The organism is Teretinema zuelzerae (assembly GCF_021021555.1).
Classification (GTDB): domain Bacteria; phylum Spirochaetota; class Spirochaetia; order Treponematales; family Treponemataceae; genus Teretinema; species Teretinema zuelzerae.
Genome location: NZ_JAINWA010000001.1, coordinates 407,813 through 425,905 on the forward strand (window position 1 = coordinate 407,813; position 18,093 = coordinate 425,905).

Genomic DNA, 18,093 nt, shown 5'->3' on the forward strand with positions numbered 1-18,093 from the left:
ATACAGTAACTTCAAAAAAAACTCAAGCTTACATTTTCATCAAGAAGTAAAAAAGAACTGTATATCGGCGATTTCATGCATAATTATTCATAAAATTGCATAATGATCAGTTTTCAGGCTTTGACGAGGCGTATCAAACATGATATTGTCTCGATATGAAAACGACCCTTATTAAGGAAATTTTAGTTTCGGAGCCGGATGGGCGAACGGTAACCATCTACGGCTGGGTACGGACGAAACGGGAAACAAAAAATCTTGTTTTCGTACAGATCAACGACGGCTCCTGTTTCGCCTCCATTCAGGCGACCTTCGACAGAGATAACGGACTGCCGGCCGAGATTGAAAATGAGCTGAAGAAGATAACAACCGGAGCCTCTGTGCAAATCACGGGAAAACTGGTCCCGTCTCCGGCTTCAGGACAGGCGGTCGAAGTAAACGCTTCAGAGGTAACGGTGCTCGGCGAAGCTCCTGCCGAAACCTACCCTCTCCAAAAGAAAAACCATTCTCTTGAATTTCTGCGGGAAATAGCCCACCTGAGGCCGAGAACGAACACGTTCGGCGCGGTCGCGAGAATGCGGAGCCAGATGGCGTTCGCGATTCACAGCTTCTATCAGGAACGGGGATTCAACTACGTGCATACGCCCATCATTACCGCAAGCGACTGCGAAGGCGCCGGCGAAATGTTCCAGGTTACCACGCTCGATCTTGAGCGGATCGCCCGCGACGGCGCCGCTGCCATAGCGAAGGGCGATACGGGAGTGGATTTCTCGAAGGACTTTTTCGGAAAACCCGCGAACCTCACCGTATCCGGACAGCTTGAAGCCGAAACCTACGCAATGGCCCTGTCCCGTGTATACACTTTCGGACCAACCTTCCGGGCTGAAAACTCGAACACCACCCGCCACCTGGCCGAGTTCTGGATGGTCGAACCGGAAGTAGCCTTCCATGACCTTCACGCGAATATGGATCTAGCGGAAGACTTTGTGAAATACCTCATGAAGTGGGCTCTGGAAAAATGCGCCGAAGACATGAAGTTCTTCGACGAACGGATCCAGCCCGGACTGATTAAAACCCTGACCGAGGTGGCGAACGCGGACTTTGCGCGGGTGACCTACACCGACGCGATGGTCGAGCTTGAGAAAAACGCCGCCGCCTTTGAATTCAAACCCTTCTGGGGTTGCGACCTGCAGAGCGAACACGAACGATATCTGACCGAAAAAGTGTATAAGCGACCGGTTATGCTTTACAACTATCCGAAGGATATCAAAGCCTTCTACATGAAACTCAACGAGGACGGAAAAACCGTGCGAGCGGTCGACGTTCTGGTGCCCGGGCTGGGAGAACTCATCGGCGGATCGGAGCGCGAGGAGAACCTCGAAAAGCTCGAAAAGCGCATTACGGACATGGGCTTAAAAATAGAAGACTACTGGTGGTATCTGGATCTCAGGCGCTTCGGCAGCGTTCCTCATGCGGGTTTCGGGCTCGGCTTCGAGCGCCTTCTTTTATACATCACCGGCATGGGCAATATTCGCGACGTGATTCCGTATCCGCGGGCGCCGAAACTGGCGGATTTCTGATTTGAAGATTTCAGCCTTTCAACGCCGCACGCTGCGTGCGGCGTTTTTTATTATCGGAGCGGCCTGCGCGGCGTTCATTCTTTCGGCCTCGGCCTGGACGGCATACCGATGCGCGTCTCCTCTGCCGGCACCCGCCGGAACGGCGGCCGAGGATCTCGCGCGGGCGGTCTACCATGAATTGTCTCCTCAGTCTCCGTTCGGCCTCGCCCGATGGGACGGTAGAGGGTGGAACGCGGAAATTGAACCTAAGGCGGAGGCGATCGCGCAAAGGGTGAGCGCATCCGCGGCGATTCTCATCGATGCCGAAACAGGCGATATTCTCATGGAAAAAGACGCGGACATGATTATTCCGCCTGCCTCGATGACCAAGCTGGCGGCCCTCTACACCGCATTCCGGGCGATAGAAGCGGGAGAGACGACCTTCGACGCGGTCGTCGAACTTCCGCCGGAAAGCTGGGCGGCCAATATACCGCCGGGATCGTCGCTCATGTTCCTGGGCAAAGGGCAGACTGTAACCGTAAGGGAATTGATGGAAGGCATGGCGGTGGTCTCGGGAAACGACGCCGCGATAGCGCTGGCGGTGCATATTTCAGGATCTGTCCAAGCCTTTACCGAACGGATGAACCGCGAGATGGAACAACTCGGGCTGATTCAAACGAGATTCGAAGAACCTTCAGGCTTAAGCGAGTTCAATAGAACAACAGCAAGGGAATTCGCGGCTTTCGCGCGCATCTATATCCGCGAGTATCCCGAAGCCCTGCAGGCCTTTCATTCAAAGAAAAGCTTCGCCTATCCCCTCCCCCATAACGAACCGGATAATCCGAATAGTTCGCCCGTATTCCAGCGAAGCACGAACAGGCTTCTCGACGCGCTCGAGGGTTGCGACGGCTTGAAAACGGGATTCATCTACGAATCGGGGTACAACCTCGCCCTGACCGTCCGGAGAGACGGCACCCGCTTTATTTCCGTCACCATGAACGGAGCGGGCCGCGGTTCGGCGGAAGGAAATTTTCACCGGATCCAGGACGGAACCGAGATGATGGAGTGGGCCTTTGCGCATTTCGCCACTCTTCGGCTCGAAGAACCGGAGATTCAGGCTATCCGGGTATGGAAAGGCTCAAAAACGGGAATCAGGCTGATTCCCGGACAGTCGGCGGTCTTCACCGCGCCCGCGGGAACGGAGGCGAAACGGCTTGTTCCCCGACTGAGGATCCCGGTCTCGCTGGAAGCACCGATAGAGGCTGGCACGCCCCTCGGCAGAATCGAGTATTGCGAGGGCGAGAGAGTCGTCCGCAGCATCGAGCTCATCGCCGACAGGAGCGTGGAGAAAGCGAATATCGCGGCGAGGGCTGCAGACTCCGTCGCGATGCTCGTATGCAGGATGTTCAAGATTCGCTGAAAGCTTGAAGAGAGGGGCGTGCTGTCAGCGGGAGTTCTTCTGCAGGGTATCCACCGAGACGGGCGCATAGCCGGCTTCCATCAGGGCATTCACCAACAGATCTATTTTTTCATACAGATAATCGCTTCTGCTTCCGGCTACCTTTCCGATTCGAACAGGGATGATGGAACCGGGCTTTTTAGCTTTCATGATCGAATCGATAATATCCGCTGAATCAAGGTACAAGCCGGGCATGAGACGCTCGTGTTCGCGCGTAACCCAGTCGAGAACGGGAACATCGGGAAGAACGTACCGGTAGCCGGCCTTAGCCCCCGAGTCAAGGATCAGCGGGGAGACGGTATAGTAGGGAGCGTGCCAGAGCAGGGTCAGCTCCTGGCCCGTCGCGTTATAGAAATCGTCCTCGTTGCGCGAGAGCCCCCGAATGATGAAATCTTCGTCGATGCGGTAGCCGGTGCCGGAGAGGTCCCAGGAAGTGAAGAACAGCGAAGCGGTTTGATGACCGGCCTTTACTATTTCGTTCACCGCGCCCGGATGGCGGCGCAGAAACTCGCCGTTAATAAAAAAGGTCGCCCTGATGTTATAGGTGCTCAGGGTATACAGGATCTCGGGCAATCCCTCTACCGTATCCATCGCGTCGAAAACCAGGGCAGCGTGCCGATAGCCGCTTCTCAAACCGTGAGAAAAGACCCGGTCGTCGACGGAGGATCTTTTCGGGCCGCCGGAGGAAAGCGAATCCAGAACGATGCCGGGTTCAGTCAACAGCGGTCTCGTACCGCCCTTCCCCGCCGCTGAACGAAGATACAGCATATTATTGTAATAACCGGCAGAGGAATCTGCATACAGGCGCCAGACGCCGTTCGCTCCTGTGGCGGGCCGCATGCGGGCGGAAGCCGCCGGCTGCCATTTCATGTTCCCAAGGAACTGGAACCGGCCCAAGCGAGTCGTGTCGGCCAGCGGATGCACGCCCTGCTCGTCCCAGCCGAAGGCTGTTACAGAGGAAAGAAGAAGCAAGGACGCGGCGCCGGTCGTCGAATTCCATTTTCTGATCGTCTCCGAACCGCCGATATACAGGGACGATTCGTCCGCCCAGGCCGCGGATACGACGGGTTCGTCCTGCCAGACAGACACTTCCTTCCAGCCCGACGCATCGTACACCGCAAGCCCGCGCGCAGTGATGAACGCGACGGATCTTCCCTCCCGGGACGGAACCATTTTCACGGAATCGGACGGAATCGCGAGAGGAGAGAACAAGCGGCCGGTTTTGATATTATCGAGCTTCCATGCGCGCATCGTTTTTTTTCCGTCTTCGACGGCGCAGGTAAACACCGCCGGAGAACCGTCCTGATTCCAGAAAAGGCTTACGGAAGCGGTGTTTCCGGGAAGCTGAAGATAGGGCAAAGGCCTCGCGTCCAGGGACGGAACATAATCGTCGCCGGTCAAGGGGCAAAAGTAGACGTTTCTGGCGTCCTGGGCGAATAACAGGGATTGTCCGTCCGGAGACGGGCGGAAGGAATCTTCCGAAGGATTGAACGCGGAGGGGAGTTTTCCCGCCAGCTCGCCCAAGCCGAGAAGGGGATTATAGAGAGAACGCGCGAAGAGTTCGGCCGATTGAATCCGATAGACTGAGGTTCCGTTCGCGTACAGAAAGCGAGTCGGAGAATACCAGGCTACGGACGAGACGGAGCCTGAACCGAGCATGCGGAATTTCTGGTCGACCTGGGAGGACGTGAAAAACGCTTCAGGACGCGCGAAGTAGATCGTCCGGTCGAGTTCATAGAGAAATACGGAGGAATCAGGAGCCCAGGACACCGGAGGAGAACTGCGCTCTACGGAATCGGAGATCACGGAGCGGAAGGACCGTTCGGCGTCGAACAGCACAAGGCGTCCGCGGGCGGCTGAAACAGGTTCTACCGATACGATCCATCTGCCGTTCGGGCTTACCGACAGATCCGCGAGGGCGCCGAATCTCGGATATCCGCCCTGATGAAAAGCTGTTCCGTCCTGAACCCATCGGAATGAATCCGAGCGGGTATCGTAGCGTCCGGTCCCGAAACGGCTGCGGACCTGAAGAACCGAGCCGTCGGCAAGAACTTCCATCGATTCCGGATATATCGTCATCGGCTCGAGGGTGTCGATCGTCTCCTGAAGGGTCGGCTTGGCTACAGGATCGGAGGAAAGAGATCCAAGAGATTTGCGATACAGTGTTTTCGGAACCGAATTGCCCGGCAGTTCCGCGTGGGCGGCGAAGATGACTTCGTTTTTGCCGTTCAAATCCGGACCGGAGAAAAAAACCCCCGCGCAGAGGGGATGAACCGATAACAAGAGGACGAGAGGCATAAACCGTAATTTCATGTGCGAATCCTATTCTAGTTATGGAGAGTCTGGAGCGACGCAAGCTGAGACAGAATTTTTTCCAGATCTATCAGTTTTCGATCCAGAACATCTATCCGGGAGACGTTTCGGGAGCGGCGCAGTTCGTCCATTCGAAGGCACGCGTCCTGAACAGCTGAAGAAATATCTTCTTCAGGCATCAGGGAGCAGCCGCACCAGGGGCAAAAGTTGAAATTGCGTTCGACGGTCTTGCCGCAATCACGGCACACGATGACGGAATCCATACGCCCTCCTTTTCACTTTCAGTATAACACAGCCGGCTTCAAGAGGCTTTCACTTGAGGACCGAATGAGGATCTATCGTTTTGCCGTTGCGGTAGACGGAAAAATGAAGATGGCTGCCGGTAGAGTAGCCGGTGTTTCCGACCCGGCCGAGAATCGCGCCCTGGGTTAGCGACTGGCCGCGCTTTACCGCTATGCTGCTCAAATGCGCGTACAAAGACTGATATCCTGAATCATGGGTTACGATTACGTAGTTGCCGTAGACAGGAGAATAACCGGTGACCGCGACCTTTCCGTCCAGGGTCGTTTTAACGCGCGTGCCTGTCGGAGCGGCGAGATCGATGCCGGTATGGAATGTTCTCGCGCCGGTAAAGGGATCCTTCCGGGATCCATAGGGCGAGGTCAGTCTGCCGGTGATCGGATACACGAACAGCTCCCCCATCGCTCGGCGCAGATCCATGGTGGAAAGGGAGCCGCCGGGAATGAACAGCTTCTGATTCGGCACAAGAACTTCTGTTTCCAGATCGTTGGCGTCGAGAATAGCGGTAATGCCCAGAGAATGGCGGGAAGCGATGCTATGGAGGGATTCGCCCCGGGATACGGTGTGCAGGATGCCGTCCATAGAAGGGATTCTGAGTGTCTGGCCGCTTCTGATCCGGCGGGCGTTGTCAATTCCGTTGACCGAAAGAATCGTTCCGATATTGCGAAGCCCGAAACGGCCCATAATGCCGGAAACGGTATCGCCGTTCCGCACCTTATAGTTTTGATAGCTCACCGCCGTGAATGAAGATGGAAGGGCGGGAGCGGCTTGCGATGCCATGGACCCCATCGCCAAATCCGGAATCGCGAACAGGCGCAGAGCGGATTCGCCGGAACTCTCGGAGGGAAGACTGATATCGGCAAGGCGGTGATGGCCGTACCGATTCTGAATAAGAGGAACCGACGAGACCGAGAAAAACGCGAGAAAGAGAAAAAACACCGGAAAAGACCGCAAGACCGGCATGATCCGCTGTTCGGATTCAATAGATAAATCGTTTTGGAAGGCTATCGGCCGGGACGCTGAGGAGGCGCGGCGGATTCGGGTTCCTGCGAGGGCATTATCGGGCTGGTAAACAGTTATCACGTCCATAGAAAAAGTATCGACACAAAGACCGATGATTATTAGAATACTTTCAGCATGAAATCCTTACGCTCGCGCGCGCTGTATTTTTTCACCGTGGTACTCATCGCACTCTTCTGCAAGCTATTCGTCGTGGACGTCATGTATGTATCGGGTCCGTCGATGGAGCCTGCCCTTGTTCACGGAAACCTGGTGCTGGAATACAAACTCGCCTGGGGAATTCCCCTGCCGTTCGCGAACCGGTATCTCATGAGATGGGGCGAGCCGATCGAAGACGATGTGGTCATCTATCCCTGGAACGGACGATACGTCATCAAACGGTGCGCGGGAACCCCGGGAACCTCTCTGGTTTTTTCGCCTGATTCAGGATATAGTGTCGACATACGGAAACGTATTGTTCCGCTCACCGAAGAACAATATTTGAAACTCCATCAAACCAAGGAGATTCCTCCCGGCACGATATTCGCTCTGGGCGATAATCTGGATTATTCCCGGGATTCGCGGGATTATGGATTCGTAGCCCTGGATAGCATCCGCGGAAAGGTATTATGGAAGTAGAGCGATACATTTCGCGCGCAAGGCTCGCCGTCCTCTCGGCAATCGGGGCTTTTCTGCTCGGCGCCGTCCTTTTCAAATACGGAGCGGTAATGCTTTCGGGCAGGCCGCCCGTGGCCGAGCGGAAAATACAGACTGAACGGGGGTCGATTCTCGACCGCAACGGCAAGATTCTCGCCGTCCAGACGACGCTCTACAATATTGCGGTCACTCGATCGGCCGTGTCTGACGAGGATGTGTTCTCGCAGGCTCTCGCTCCGGTAACGGGGATGAATGCGGAAGAAATAAAGCGGCGTCTGAGCGACAATCCCGGCGATTTCCTCTACCTCAAGAAAAAAATCAGCGAAGGCGAAAAAAGCGCCATCGAAGCGGTCATCAGGGACGGCCGTTTGAAGGGAATCCGCCTCGAAGCGGTCGTCAGCAGAACGTATCCCGAGAACCAGCTCGCCTCCCATGTCATCGGATTTCTCGGCGACGACGGCAAGGGTTTGACCGGTGTCGAATACTCATACCAGGACATCCTGTCCCCCCGGGGGACTTTCCTTCGGCGCAGTCGGAAGCGTACAACGTAATGCTGACGATCGACGGCAATATCCAATACGAACTCGAAAAGATAGCACGGCAGACAATGGAGGAAACGCAGGCCGAAGGGGTTATGCTCATCGCGGCGGAAGCGAGAACCGGCGAAATTCTGGCATACGTCAGCGAACCCTCGGCGAACCTGAACGCCTTCGGCGCGAGCCTCCCGACGGAGCGTTTCGATCGTCCGGCTCTCTACGCCTACGAGCCGGGTTCGGTTTTCAAAATCTTTTCCATCGCAGCACTCATGGAACTGGGAGCGGCCGCGGATCAGGACATTTTCTTTTGCGACGGCGGCTATGAGCATGTCACCCCCAAAGGCGAACGGTTCACCATCGGATGCCTGGACAGGCACGGCTGGGTGAGCCCGCGAGACATCATCAGATTCTCCTGCAACGACGGAACCGCCCAGATCGCCGAAAAAGCGAAAAGCGCCGACTTCGAGGCTAAGCTCCGCGGCTTCGGCTTCGGATCAAAAACCAACATTCAGCTTCCCGGCGAAACAACCGGCATATTCAGCTCGAACAACAACTGGTCGCTCAGGTCCAAGCCGACCATCGCCATCGGCCAGGAAATATCGGTCTCCGCGCTTCAGATGGTTCAGGCAGCGACGGCGCTGGCGAACAAGGGAACGGTGCTCCGCTTGAGCCTGTTATCCCGCTTGTATACCCAGGACGGCGAGGCGGCGGCTTCGCACCGGACCGAATCGCTCGGCCGGGTGATCTCGCCGGAAACAGCCCGGCTCATGCTCGATTATATGCAGACGACTTCCGAGTCCGGGACCGGAACCCGGGCTTCGGTAGGAGACGTTCCTATGGCTGTAAAAACCGGAACAGCGCAAATGCTGGCGGAATCCAAGGCCGGCTACAGCAAAACGGACTACATTTCCAGCTGCATGGGAATATTTCCGGTGGATAACCCTGAACTAATATTGTATCTGGCGATTTTGAAACCGGTAGGCGAAACGTACGGAGGCCGGATCGCGGCTCCGGTAATCTCAAAAGCGGCGAACGCCATCATCGATTACCGCGGAATGGGACGGGAAACCGCTACGTCCGTGCGCCATTCAGGCCTTGTCCAGATTCCGAAAAACGCTCCGGTCGAGATTCGGGACATAGTCCCCGATATGACGGGAATTCCGAAACGGATGATAGCGCCCCTCCTTCAGCGGGAGGATCTTGAAGTCTGGATCACCGGAGACGGATACGTCGTCAGCCAAAGCCCGGAACCGGGAACGCCCGTTACGGAAGGAATGCGCATTGAACTGCACCTTGAATGACGACGGAGCCGATTCTATACTTTCTGAAAACTGCGCACTCCTCGCGAATCGATTCCCCGGCCTCGCGGCTCTGACGGGATTGGATTCTGACGAAGGAAGAGACTATCTTTCGAAGAAGATACCGGACGACTGGAAGCTGCTTGATACGCCTGCGGGCTGTCCGACCCTTTCGGCGAGCGGCGTCTATCTTCATTCACGGCATAATCCCCTGAGAGAAGCTGAGAAAACGCTCGCATCCGCCTCGGGCGGCCCGGAAGGTCTCTTATTCGCCGGCCTCGGACTCGGCTATCTCGCGGAAGCCTACGCTCGGGCGCATCCGGACGCGCGCATCGTCGTCGTGGAACCCGATATTTTCGTGTTGTTCCTGGCCTTGAAGGCAAGGCCGCTGGCTCATTTGCTCAACCACCAGCACCTGATGCTGGCGGTGGGACTGAGCCCTCAGGACGCCTACTCTCTTCTGGAAAAAACTTCGGCTCTCGAACTGAAGGCAGTCGAAAACCCCGCCCTCATGAACCCGTCCCGGGCGTGGTTCGCGGAGTTCAAAGAGATTTCGCTGAGGAACTCGCGCAAAAACGAAATCAACCGGAATACGCTTAAAAAATTCGGAGATCTTTGGCTGAGGAACATGGTTCGCAATTTGAGGAATCTGCGCGACGCCGAAGGCATAGATTCCTTCAAGGACGTCTTCAGCGGGATGCCGGCTCTGCTCGTTGCGGCCGGGCCGAGTTTGGATTCAGTGCTTCCCCGTCTGCCGAGCCTCGCGCGCTCGTGCCTGGTGATCGCAGTCGATACGGCGCTGAGAGCCTGCCTGCGCGCAGGAGTAGAACCGGACTTCGTGCTTCTCGTCGATCCTCAGTATTGGAACTGGAGGCATTTCGACGGACTCAGCGCTCCCCGCTCCGTTCTGATTACGGAGAGCGCGGCCTGGCCCGCCGTATACCGATTCCCCTGCAGGTCGATACGTCTGTGCTCGTCCCTCTTTCCCCTGGGCATGTTTTTGGAAACGCGCACCGGCAGGAAAGGCAGTCTTGGAGCGGGAGGATCGGTCGCGACGACAGCCTTCGATTTCGCGCTTCATGCCGGGTGCTCGCCTGTATACACCGCGGGCCTCGATCTCGGATTTCCGGAACTGAAAACCCACTTCAAGGGAAGCATCTTCGAAGAGCGAACCCATGCCGACTCCCGGAGGTTCACCCCCGCCGAGACCGCGGGGATCGGAGCGCTCTACGGCGCGAATCCGTACCCGGCCCCGGACTACAAGGGCGGGACAGTGCTCACCGATAAACGCTTGAGCCTGTATGCCTGGTGGTTCGAGAGCAAGCTCGCCGCCTGTCCGAATATCGCATGCAAAACGCTGACTCCGGAAGGGATGAAAATCCCGGGTTTTACAACCGCTCCGATCGACGAAGCGGCCGGCCTTCCGGACAGACGCGACGAAATCGATGTCATGCTCGACGCCTGTCTTGCCGACAATACAGACGGACTCAATGCCGAGACTTCAGACGAAAAAAAGCGAATCGCGCTTTTTGATGGCGCCGTGCAGGAGCTGCTCTGCGATCTCGAAGACATGAAAAGCCTTACCGAAAAGGGAATATCGCTGTGCCGGAAAACGATTCCGGCCGATCCTGCCGGTCTGCAAAAACTTCTTGCGGAGCTGGACGAACTCGACCGGATCATAATCCAGCACCCGGTTAAGGAGGTCGCGGCCATGGTGCTTGAATCCTCGCCCCCCGGGAGACTGCGGAAAATTCGCTTGCGCTGGAGGACACGGCGGCCCTCTACCGCGCGATTCAGAGAGCGGTGGAAAAAAACATCCGGTATCTGCGCACTTTTTATTAAAGATCGGAGCCGATCGGCCGATATTTTAATTGGTGGTTGCAAAAACAAAACGGCGAACTCGATTGACGTCCAGTCGCCGTTTAACGCGGACCCGCGGACCGTATCAATAGCGATACGGTCTTTTTTTTCGTCTGCGAAGGTCGATCTTTCCTACTTCGACTCCCAGGCCCAGGCCTCGGCTTCCGAAAAAAGCTTTCCCAGAACCACGACGTGCATGGCCGTTTTTTCGCTTTCAAAATACGGCTTCCACTGAGCGCGCGAAAAACGCTGTAGTACGCGTTCTCGCCCGGAAGCCGCGGACGTCTGAAGGCGGGCCGATTCATTGTTTATTTTTGCGGAAAGAAGCGAGCCGCATACGTACGAGGCGAGAAAAACAGGAAGAACTTCCTTTCCCGACACGCACAGCGGCTCGAGCAATTCCGCGGCTCCCGGGTAGTCTCCGGCAAGGCGGCGCGACAGGCCGGCGTACAAAGAGAGCCATTCCCGGTCATGCCGCGGCAGTTTTTCCGAGTCTCGACACAGGCTTTCGGCCCCTTCCCTATCTTTCGCCAGCAGTGCGGCTGTAACGAAACGCACTCGCAATGCATTGTATATGCGTGGTTTTTGCTGTTCAACGAGGGTTCTGAGCTTCGCGACGGTGTTGAAATCCCCGAGCAGCACCAGAGAATCGCACAACAGAGAGGCTGTTCCGAATCCGATTCTGTTGCGTTTGAACACTTCGTTCTCCAAATGCTGAGCCAGTGCGGGCCAATCTTCCCGTTCCAGCGAATACAGGGTTTTGCGGTTTCTCAGAAACAATGCGTTGACGGCCGCGGAGACGGAAAAGAAGAGGGGAAAGAAAAACCAGTTCTGTTTCCAGAACGCCCCGAGATACGATCCGTCCATAACAAAAAGCGGTAGAAAAAAAATAGTTAAAAATGAAAGAAAAAAGACGATATTAAAGATAACCAGCAGAAGCTTGAATTTCATGAAAAAACTCCCAGAAGTGGGTATGATTGTACAACAGGGGAAGCGATAAGTGAATACATTTAATGTAGTAGAACTGGAAGACGGCTATTTTTTTACCGACGACGTTTTCCTCGACAAAAAATTTCTCCTGACCACTCCCGGAGTTCCTGTTTCCGCGGAATTCAAGCGCGCGCTCAAGGATTGGGAGTTTATTAAAGTTTTCTCCGAAGGAATCCCTTCGGAACACCCCGTACTTCGTTCGGCTTCGGAATCAAAAGCCCCGGGGAAAACCGACGCGGCAGAAAAAAAAGAATCAGAAGAAACGAAGGAAGAAGAGAACCAGAGCGATGATTCCATTTTCGCCCGGGTTGTAAAATCCTACGACGAATACCAGGAATTCATCGCCCAGATATATACCCGATACGCCACGAAAAAAGAGCTTCCCCTGCAGGCGATTTCCGACAAGGTGAAGGAAATTTGCGAATTTATACGGGACAACCGCAGGTACGTACTGAGAATTCAACCCTCGGCCGAATCCCGGGACAAGAACTATCTCGTCGTCCACTCGATGCGTTCCACCGTATTCGCGATAGTCATCGGGCTCCAGCTGAAATTCCCCATACACAAGCTCATAGAACTCGGCGTTTCCTGCATCCTTCACGAAATCGGAATGATACGCCTTCCGCCGCAGCTCTACATGGGAAACAAGGTGCTCACTCCGGTGGAGAAAAACGCGATCTTCACCCATCCGGTCATTTCGTACAATATTCTCAGGGAATTCTCGTTTCCGCTGAATATCTGCCTCGGAGTCCTGGAACACCATGAACGGGAAAACGGCGAAGGCTATCCCCGTAAGCTGTCGAAAGAGAAAATATCGCTGTACGCCAAGATTATTGCGGTAGCCTGCTCGTATGAAGCCGTCACCGCGCCCCGCCCGTACAAGGAAGCGAGGGACGCCTACACCGGCATCATCGACATCATGAAAAACCAGGGAAAGCAATACGATGAAACCATCATCAGAGCGCTCTTATTTTCGATATCGCTCTTTCCGATCGGATTATACGTGCTTCTCTCGAATAATAAAATCGGACAGGTAGTCGATGTGAATCCGGAAAACCCCAAATATCCCGTCGTGGAAATTCTGGGAGAAACAAAGCCGGACGGCAGCCGGAAAATCGTGGAAACGAGCGAATACGGACTCACTATCTCCCGTCCTCTTACAAAGGAAGAAGGCGCAAAGCTCATTAAAAAGGACTGAGCGTCAATCCGAATCAGAAGAGCGTGACTTCCCCGGACTCGAAAATTCCCAAATCGCTTTGCTCGACTTCGAAGCCGCCGATTTCGCCCGCGGCTTGCTTGTGCGAGGTTATGGTGAAACGGGTTACCAGATCGCGCAATCTCGAATCATGTATTTGCCATGAGCTGATGCCCTTCTGGGAGAATATCGCGTTTCTGGTCGCGTGGAGCTCGATGGAGACGGCCTTCAATGCGGAAGAAGCGTTCTTGAAGGAATCTTTCGTGCCCCGGAACGTCGCGAAAAGCGACTCGATCTCTGCGCAGAGCGACTGGAAGGAATCGGGAAACACGCGCAGATCCATCACGGAGGAGGCCAGAGACCCCTGGCTATCCTTCATTCGGTGGAAAAACTCCGTGCGTTCCTGCTTGATGCGTTCCAGTTCCGTTTGATCTGCGGCGGCTGTCGTTCCGAACTCCCGGGTGACTTCCTCGATCTCGGCGATGAAGGCTTCCAGCTCGTTTCTGGTTTCCTGCACTCGGATATCGGCCTTCATGATGAGGTCGCTCATATAATCGACGGTGTCCTTCACGGCGCTGATAGCGGGATTCTTGGCGACTTCGATCTGCTGGGTGATGCGCACGTGCTGAAGTCGGGAGATGATCGGGCGTATCGTATCGAAGAGAGTCCGCAGGTGCTTGACCTCGGATAAGATAAAGGCCGAATCGCGCACCATCGCTTTCTGGCCGCGCTGATACAGCGATATCTGTCCGATGTAATCGGAAAAGCCCGAGGTCATGCGGTCCAGAAGAACTGGCAGGGACTTTCCGGAAGAGCCGTGAGGATCCAGATAGCGCGACAGGAAGGATTTCCGAAGGGCCTCGACCGAGGTGAGAATCTTGTGAACCGCGTCCCAATTAGCGGAAAAAATGGCGAGCGAGGCGTCGAGGTTTTTTTGCACGTCGTCGGCTATGCGGAGGCAGATTTCGATTAGTTCGATGTTCAGGGTGAGACAGTCGAGGGCATCCTCATCGGTTCCCGACGCCGAGTGAGCGCTCATCTCCGCCAGGGCGAGGAGAATCTGGTCGATCGACTGCCGGATGATATCCTGGAGCTGGATGCCGGACATCGCTTCATGGATGGGAGACTGGACCCGAGACGCCTCCGAGGACATCCGGTCCAGATCCGACTGAGCCTGGCCCAGAGACTCCTGCAGTTCGGGAACCGTATCAAGCGACCGCGTGCGGGAAGCTTCGGATGAGCCTGAAAGAAGGGCTTTCACGGAATTCTTGAACGCGATGTTTTTCTCGATGAGCCGTTGCTCGTCGAGCAGGAGCTCGTTGGAGAGGGAAATCATCCTGGCCGAAAGTTTTTTCAAATTTTCCGTGATGCAGGAAAACGCCCTTCCTTTCTCGCCTGACTTTATGGAAATGACCATCGCGTTGAGGGAAATGATTTCAAGTTCTTCCGAATCCGCGCGTATCTGGGCGACCCGTTCGTTTATAGCGTCAAGAGACGCCATTTTCTCTCCAAGCACGGTGAACAGATCCATATTGCGCGTATTCCAGCCGGAGAAGAATTCGGCCCCTCCGTCGGAATAGGCGGAAAAGCCCCGGTCAAGATCGTTCAGGAACGCTTTCAATCCGGGAAGAGAAGAGGATCCGGAGTTCTTGGTCACGGATAATAAACCGGGAAAGCTTTCGCCCAGTTTGGCATATATGCCCTCCGTAGCCTCGGAACAGTTCCGTATGGTATCCCGAATCGAATCAATCTTAATCACGCTTGCCCTCCGAGACTCATTGGCTGTTGAACTGCGCCCGCGGAACCGAAAACGGTTATGCGGTTTCTGCCGTTGCGCTTAGACTCGTACAATGCCTGATCCGCGTTTCGTACATAGTCGACGAACGACTCGCCGGCTTGAGGAATAGACGCGAACATGCCCACGCTGACCGTCAAAAAACCGGTTTCATAGACGCCGAAGGAAATACGCTTTTCAGATACGGCGCTCATGATCCTGTCGCACACGATCCGGGCGTTTTCCCGGTCCGTATCGGGCAGAACCACGACGAATTCCTCGCCCCCATAGCGGGCCGCTACGTCCGAAACCCTGAAAAGAGAGGCGGTTACCGCCGCGGCGACTGCGCACAGAGCAGAATCTCCCGCCTGATGTCCATATGTATCATTATAAAGTTTGAAGCAATCAATATCAATCATCAAAACGGAAAGATACGTCTTTCCCCGCAGGGCCGCGGCCCATTCCCTGTTGATCGAGTACTCGAAATACCGCCGATTGGCGATGCCGGTAAGAGGATCGCGGAAAGACAGCAGCTCCAGCTCGTCGTTGCGGTCCTTCAGGCTGAGCGCTGTTTCTTCGAGCTCTCCCACTTTTCGCTTAAGCGCGACGTAGGATCTGACCCGGTAAATAATAAAAAACAGGCCGATCAGCAGCAGGAGATATACCAGAAGAAAGTACCAGCGTAAAAACAAGGGCGCCTGGATTTGAAACGAAAACGTTCCAGATTCATGCATTTCAGGCGCGGCCGCGGGTTCGGCTTCCTGAAGATCGGCGGGCCCGCCCGGACGGGCGCGAAAGGTATACCGCCCCGGAGACAGATTCGTATATACCGCGAATCGCCGTTCGCCGGAGAACTGCCAGGACTCGTCGTATCCTTCCAGCATGTACGAATACGCATGGCGCGAAAGGGGAGAAAAGTCGAGGGCTGTATAGTAAAAAGAGATGTTTCTCTCGTCGGAGGAGAAAACCACCTCCTCCCGATTACCCGGAGTGAGCGGTCGGCGAATATTATTCACCGTCAGGGAAACCAGCGATACGCTCGGCTGCCGCGCGGAAGCAATCTGCAGATCTTCCGGCCTGCAATACACGATGCCGGAAGGGGTGCCGAAATACACGTAGCCGGCTGCCGTCGCGCCGGAAACGGTGTTGAATTGTTGGCTGAGAAGACCGTCGGAGGTTTTATACGTGGCAAAGGTCTTTTGCCTTTTATCGAAATGAACCAGGCCGTTTTGGGTCGCAATCCATAAAAAACCTTCGATAGAGGGGCTCACCCCCACGACCGTATCCGAAGGCAACCCGTCGCGCGAGATGAAATAGGAAAAAGAATTCAACTCGGGATCGAAAACAGAAACGCCCCCGCTCCGCGTTCCGAACCAGAGAATCCCGGATTCGTCCTCGTAAATCGAATACACGGTATTGCCGCTGATGCCCGCGGGGTTTGAACGATCGTATCGATAGTTCCTGAAACGGGGACGCCCGGTTCCTGTGCGGGGGATATCGTCGAGCCGATTCAAGCCCCGGTTCGTGCCGATCCACATGCGGCCCGCCGAATCCTGATGCATACAGTAGACCAGATTATCGCTGAGCGAAGCATGATCAGACGGATCGTTCATATACATCGACAGCAGTCCGGTGGAGGGATCATAGCGCGTGATGCCGCGGTCGTAGCTGCCGATCCACAGAGAGCCGTCGGAAGATTCTCCGATCGTCGAAACAGTGAGTCCCTGAGCCCCGGAAAGAGTATCGTTATACCATGACACGGGCGCCGAAACGCCGGTTTGCTCGTCATAGGCGAATAAACCCTTGTCTGTTCCCAGATACAGGGTATTTCGCGAATCTCGGTAGAGAGCGTACACGGTGTTGGAGGGAAGAGAGGAGGGATTTCGGGGATCGTGAACAAGACGGCGGAGTTCCCCTGATTCAGGGAAATACCGGGTCAGACCCCTGTTTACGACGGAAATCCACAAAGATCCGTCCGGATTTTCGAGGATCGCGTTTACCTTGCCGGAGGGAAGACCGTGTTTTCCTTCCGGATCGGCGATTATCGCAGAAAACCATGCCCGGGTAGGATCATGGACGTTGAGCCCGCCTCCGTTCGTTCCCAGCCAGAGAATTCCGGTGCGGTCCACGAACAGGGAATACACGATGTCGCTCGTGAGACGCTGCCCGTAGGCGGAATCCTGCCGATAGGAACGCACCGCGCCGGTAGCGGTATCGAGGGCCTGCAGCCCTCCGCCCCAGGTTCCGACCAGAATCAAACCGTCTTGAAACCGGGTTTCCATGCAGTAGCCGCGATTATCCTCAAGGGGAAACAGCTTCCATTCCCCGGTTTCCGGATGTACGCGCACGAGCCCTGCATCCCATTTCAGAATCCACCAGAATCCGTTCGCGTCCATGCGCAGTCCGTACACGATGCCCGAACGGGCGGGATTATCGGCTGTAAGCTGGGGCGGTATGCCGAAGGAATCAGAAGCCGGGTCCCAGACATACAGGCCGTCGTAGGTCGAAGCGTATATGGCGCCCTCGGGAGATTCCCACAGGTCGCGGATAGTGTTGTTCGCAATCGTCCGGCCGTCGCGATTCTCCGACCGGTACGAAACGAACGAGGGCGAGCCCGGGTTCAGGCATGCCAGGCCGTCGAGGGTACCAGCCCACAGCCGGTCGGAAGAATCTATCAACAGGGATGCGACCACGTCGTTTCCGACATGATAATTGCGGAATCGGCCGGTTTCAGGATCGAAACGGTCGAGGCCGGAATAGGTTCCGATCCATACGGAATCGTCGCGGCCGATGCGTATGGTTTGAATCAAATTCGATGAAAGAGTGTTATCCGAAAAGGGAACGGAGGGATACAAGGTATACTCTATGCCGTCGTAGCGGATAAGGCCGCCCTGGCTGCCGAACCACAGAAAGCCGTGGGAATCCTGAGCGATCGATGAAATCGATTGCGAAGGCAGTGCGTCCGATATGCCGAAAAAACGAAACGGCTGAGATCCGCACAGGGCATCGAACAACAGGAACGTTGACAGAAGAAAAACGAACAATAAACGCCGCGGGAAAGGCATACTGAAATCATACGCCATGAGCAACCCGATTGTACAGGCTTCGTCCGGGAATCAATAAAATGATTCTATTGACAGAAACAAAAAAGAGCGT

General features: G+C 55.4%; 13 protein-coding genes. 7 read left to right on the plus strand and 6 right to left on the minus strand.

What is annotated here, in order from left to right; genetic code table 11:
• Positions 1 to 155 precede the first annotated feature (155 nt).
• Both asnS and K7J14_RS01890 read left to right on the plus strand, forming a co-directional pair.
• Complete coding sequence (gene asnS, locus K7J14_RS01885) at positions 156 to 1,577, plus strand: asparagine--tRNA ligase (protein WP_230752448.1); 1,422 nt, start codon at positions 156 to 158, stop codon at positions 1,575 to 1,577.
• 1 nt (position 1,578) lies between these two features.
• A complete protein-coding gene (locus tag K7J14_RS01890; protein ID WP_230752450.1) occupies positions 1,579 to 2,976 on the plus strand; it encodes a D-alanyl-D-alanine carboxypeptidase family protein in 1,398 nt (465 codons plus the stop codon).
• A gap of 24 nt (positions 2,977 to 3,000) precedes the next feature.
• On the opposite strand, the gene K7J14_RS01895 is transcribed toward K7J14_RS01890, so the two are convergent.
• Genes K7J14_RS01895 through K7J14_RS01905 form a run of 3 tightly spaced genes read right to left on the minus strand, consistent with a single transcriptional unit; the run spans position 3,001 to position 6,717 of the window.
• Complete coding sequence (locus tag K7J14_RS01895; RefSeq protein ID WP_230752452.1) at positions 3,001 to 5,328, minus strand: polysaccharide deacetylase family protein; 2,328 nt, start codon at positions 5,326 to 5,328, stop codon at positions 3,001 to 3,003.
• A gap of 14 nt (positions 5,329 to 5,342) precedes the next feature.
• On the minus strand, positions 5,343 to 5,591 hold the full coding sequence (locus K7J14_RS01900) for a zinc ribbon domain-containing protein (RefSeq protein WP_230752454.1): 249 nt from the start codon (positions 5,589 to 5,591) through the stop codon (positions 5,343 to 5,345).
• Positions 5,592 to 5,640: 49 nt separating this feature from the next.
• Positions 5,641 to 6,717, minus strand: a complete 1,077-nt coding sequence (locus K7J14_RS01905) for a peptidoglycan DD-metalloendopeptidase family protein (RefSeq protein WP_230752456.1) — start codon at positions 6,715 to 6,717, stop codon at positions 5,641 to 5,643.
• A 48-nt stretch (positions 6,718 to 6,765) separates the two neighbouring features.
• Here K7J14_RS01905 and lepB point away from each other — a divergent pair, with 48 nt between their 5' ends.
• From lepB to K7J14_RS01925, 4 genes are read left to right on the plus strand one after another with little or no spacing between them, the layout of a single operon-like run.
• The gene (gene lepB, locus K7J14_RS01910) at positions 6,766 to 7,266 is read left to right on the plus strand and encodes a signal peptidase I (protein ID WP_230752458.1); all 501 of its coding nucleotides are present in this window, start codon (positions 6,766 to 6,768) and stop codon (positions 7,264 to 7,266) included.
• A complete protein-coding gene (locus K7J14_RS01915) occupies positions 7,257 to 7,835 on the plus strand; it encodes a penicillin-binding protein 2 (protein WP_230752459.1) in 579 nt (192 codons plus the stop codon). The genes lepB and K7J14_RS01915 overlap by 10 nt, the downstream gene beginning before the upstream one ends.
• Positions 7,835 to 9,121, plus strand: a complete 1,287-nt coding sequence (locus K7J14_RS01920; protein ID WP_230752461.1) for a penicillin-binding protein — start codon at positions 7,835 to 7,837, stop codon at positions 9,119 to 9,121. Before K7J14_RS01915 ends, K7J14_RS01920 begins: the two co-directional genes overlap by 1 nt.
• A complete protein-coding gene (locus tag K7J14_RS01925) occupies positions 9,102 to 11,213 on the plus strand; it encodes a motility associated factor glycosyltransferase family protein (protein ID WP_230752464.1) in 2,112 nt (703 codons plus the stop codon). Before K7J14_RS01920 ends, K7J14_RS01925 begins: the two co-directional genes overlap by 20 nt.
• On the opposite strand, the gene K7J14_RS01930 is transcribed toward K7J14_RS01925, so the two are convergent.
• Positions 11,111 to 11,929, minus strand: coding sequence for a hypothetical protein (locus K7J14_RS01930; protein WP_230752466.1), 819 nt, complete (start codon positions 11,927 to 11,929; stop codon positions 11,111 to 11,113). The two genes, K7J14_RS01925 and K7J14_RS01930, sit on opposite strands and share 103 nt — an antisense overlap.
• Positions 11,930 to 11,978: 49 nt before the next feature.
• Between K7J14_RS01930 and K7J14_RS01935 the strand changes: the two genes are divergently transcribed.
• The gene (locus K7J14_RS01935) at positions 11,979 to 13,166 is read left to right on the plus strand and encodes an HD-GYP domain-containing protein (RefSeq protein WP_230752468.1); all 1,188 of its coding nucleotides are present in this window, start codon (positions 11,979 to 11,981) and stop codon (positions 13,164 to 13,166) included.
• A gap of 13 nt (positions 13,167 to 13,179) precedes the next feature.
• Here the strand turns inward: K7J14_RS01935 and K7J14_RS01940 are convergent, their stop codons facing one another.
• Both K7J14_RS01940 and K7J14_RS01945 read right to left on the minus strand, forming a co-directional pair.
• The gene (locus K7J14_RS01940; protein WP_230752470.1) at positions 13,180 to 14,922 is read right to left on the minus strand and encodes a hypothetical protein; all 1,743 of its coding nucleotides are present in this window, start codon (positions 14,920 to 14,922) and stop codon (positions 13,180 to 13,182) included.
• Positions 14,919 to 18,002 carry a ligand-binding sensor domain-containing diguanylate cyclase gene (locus K7J14_RS01945; protein ID WP_230752472.1) on the minus strand — a complete coding sequence of 1,028 codons (3,084 nt, stop codon included), beginning with the start codon at positions 18,000 to 18,002 and terminating at the stop codon, positions 14,919 to 14,921. The genes K7J14_RS01940 and K7J14_RS01945 overlap by 4 nt, the downstream gene beginning before the upstream one ends.
• Positions 18,003 to 18,093: the final 91 nt, after the last annotated feature.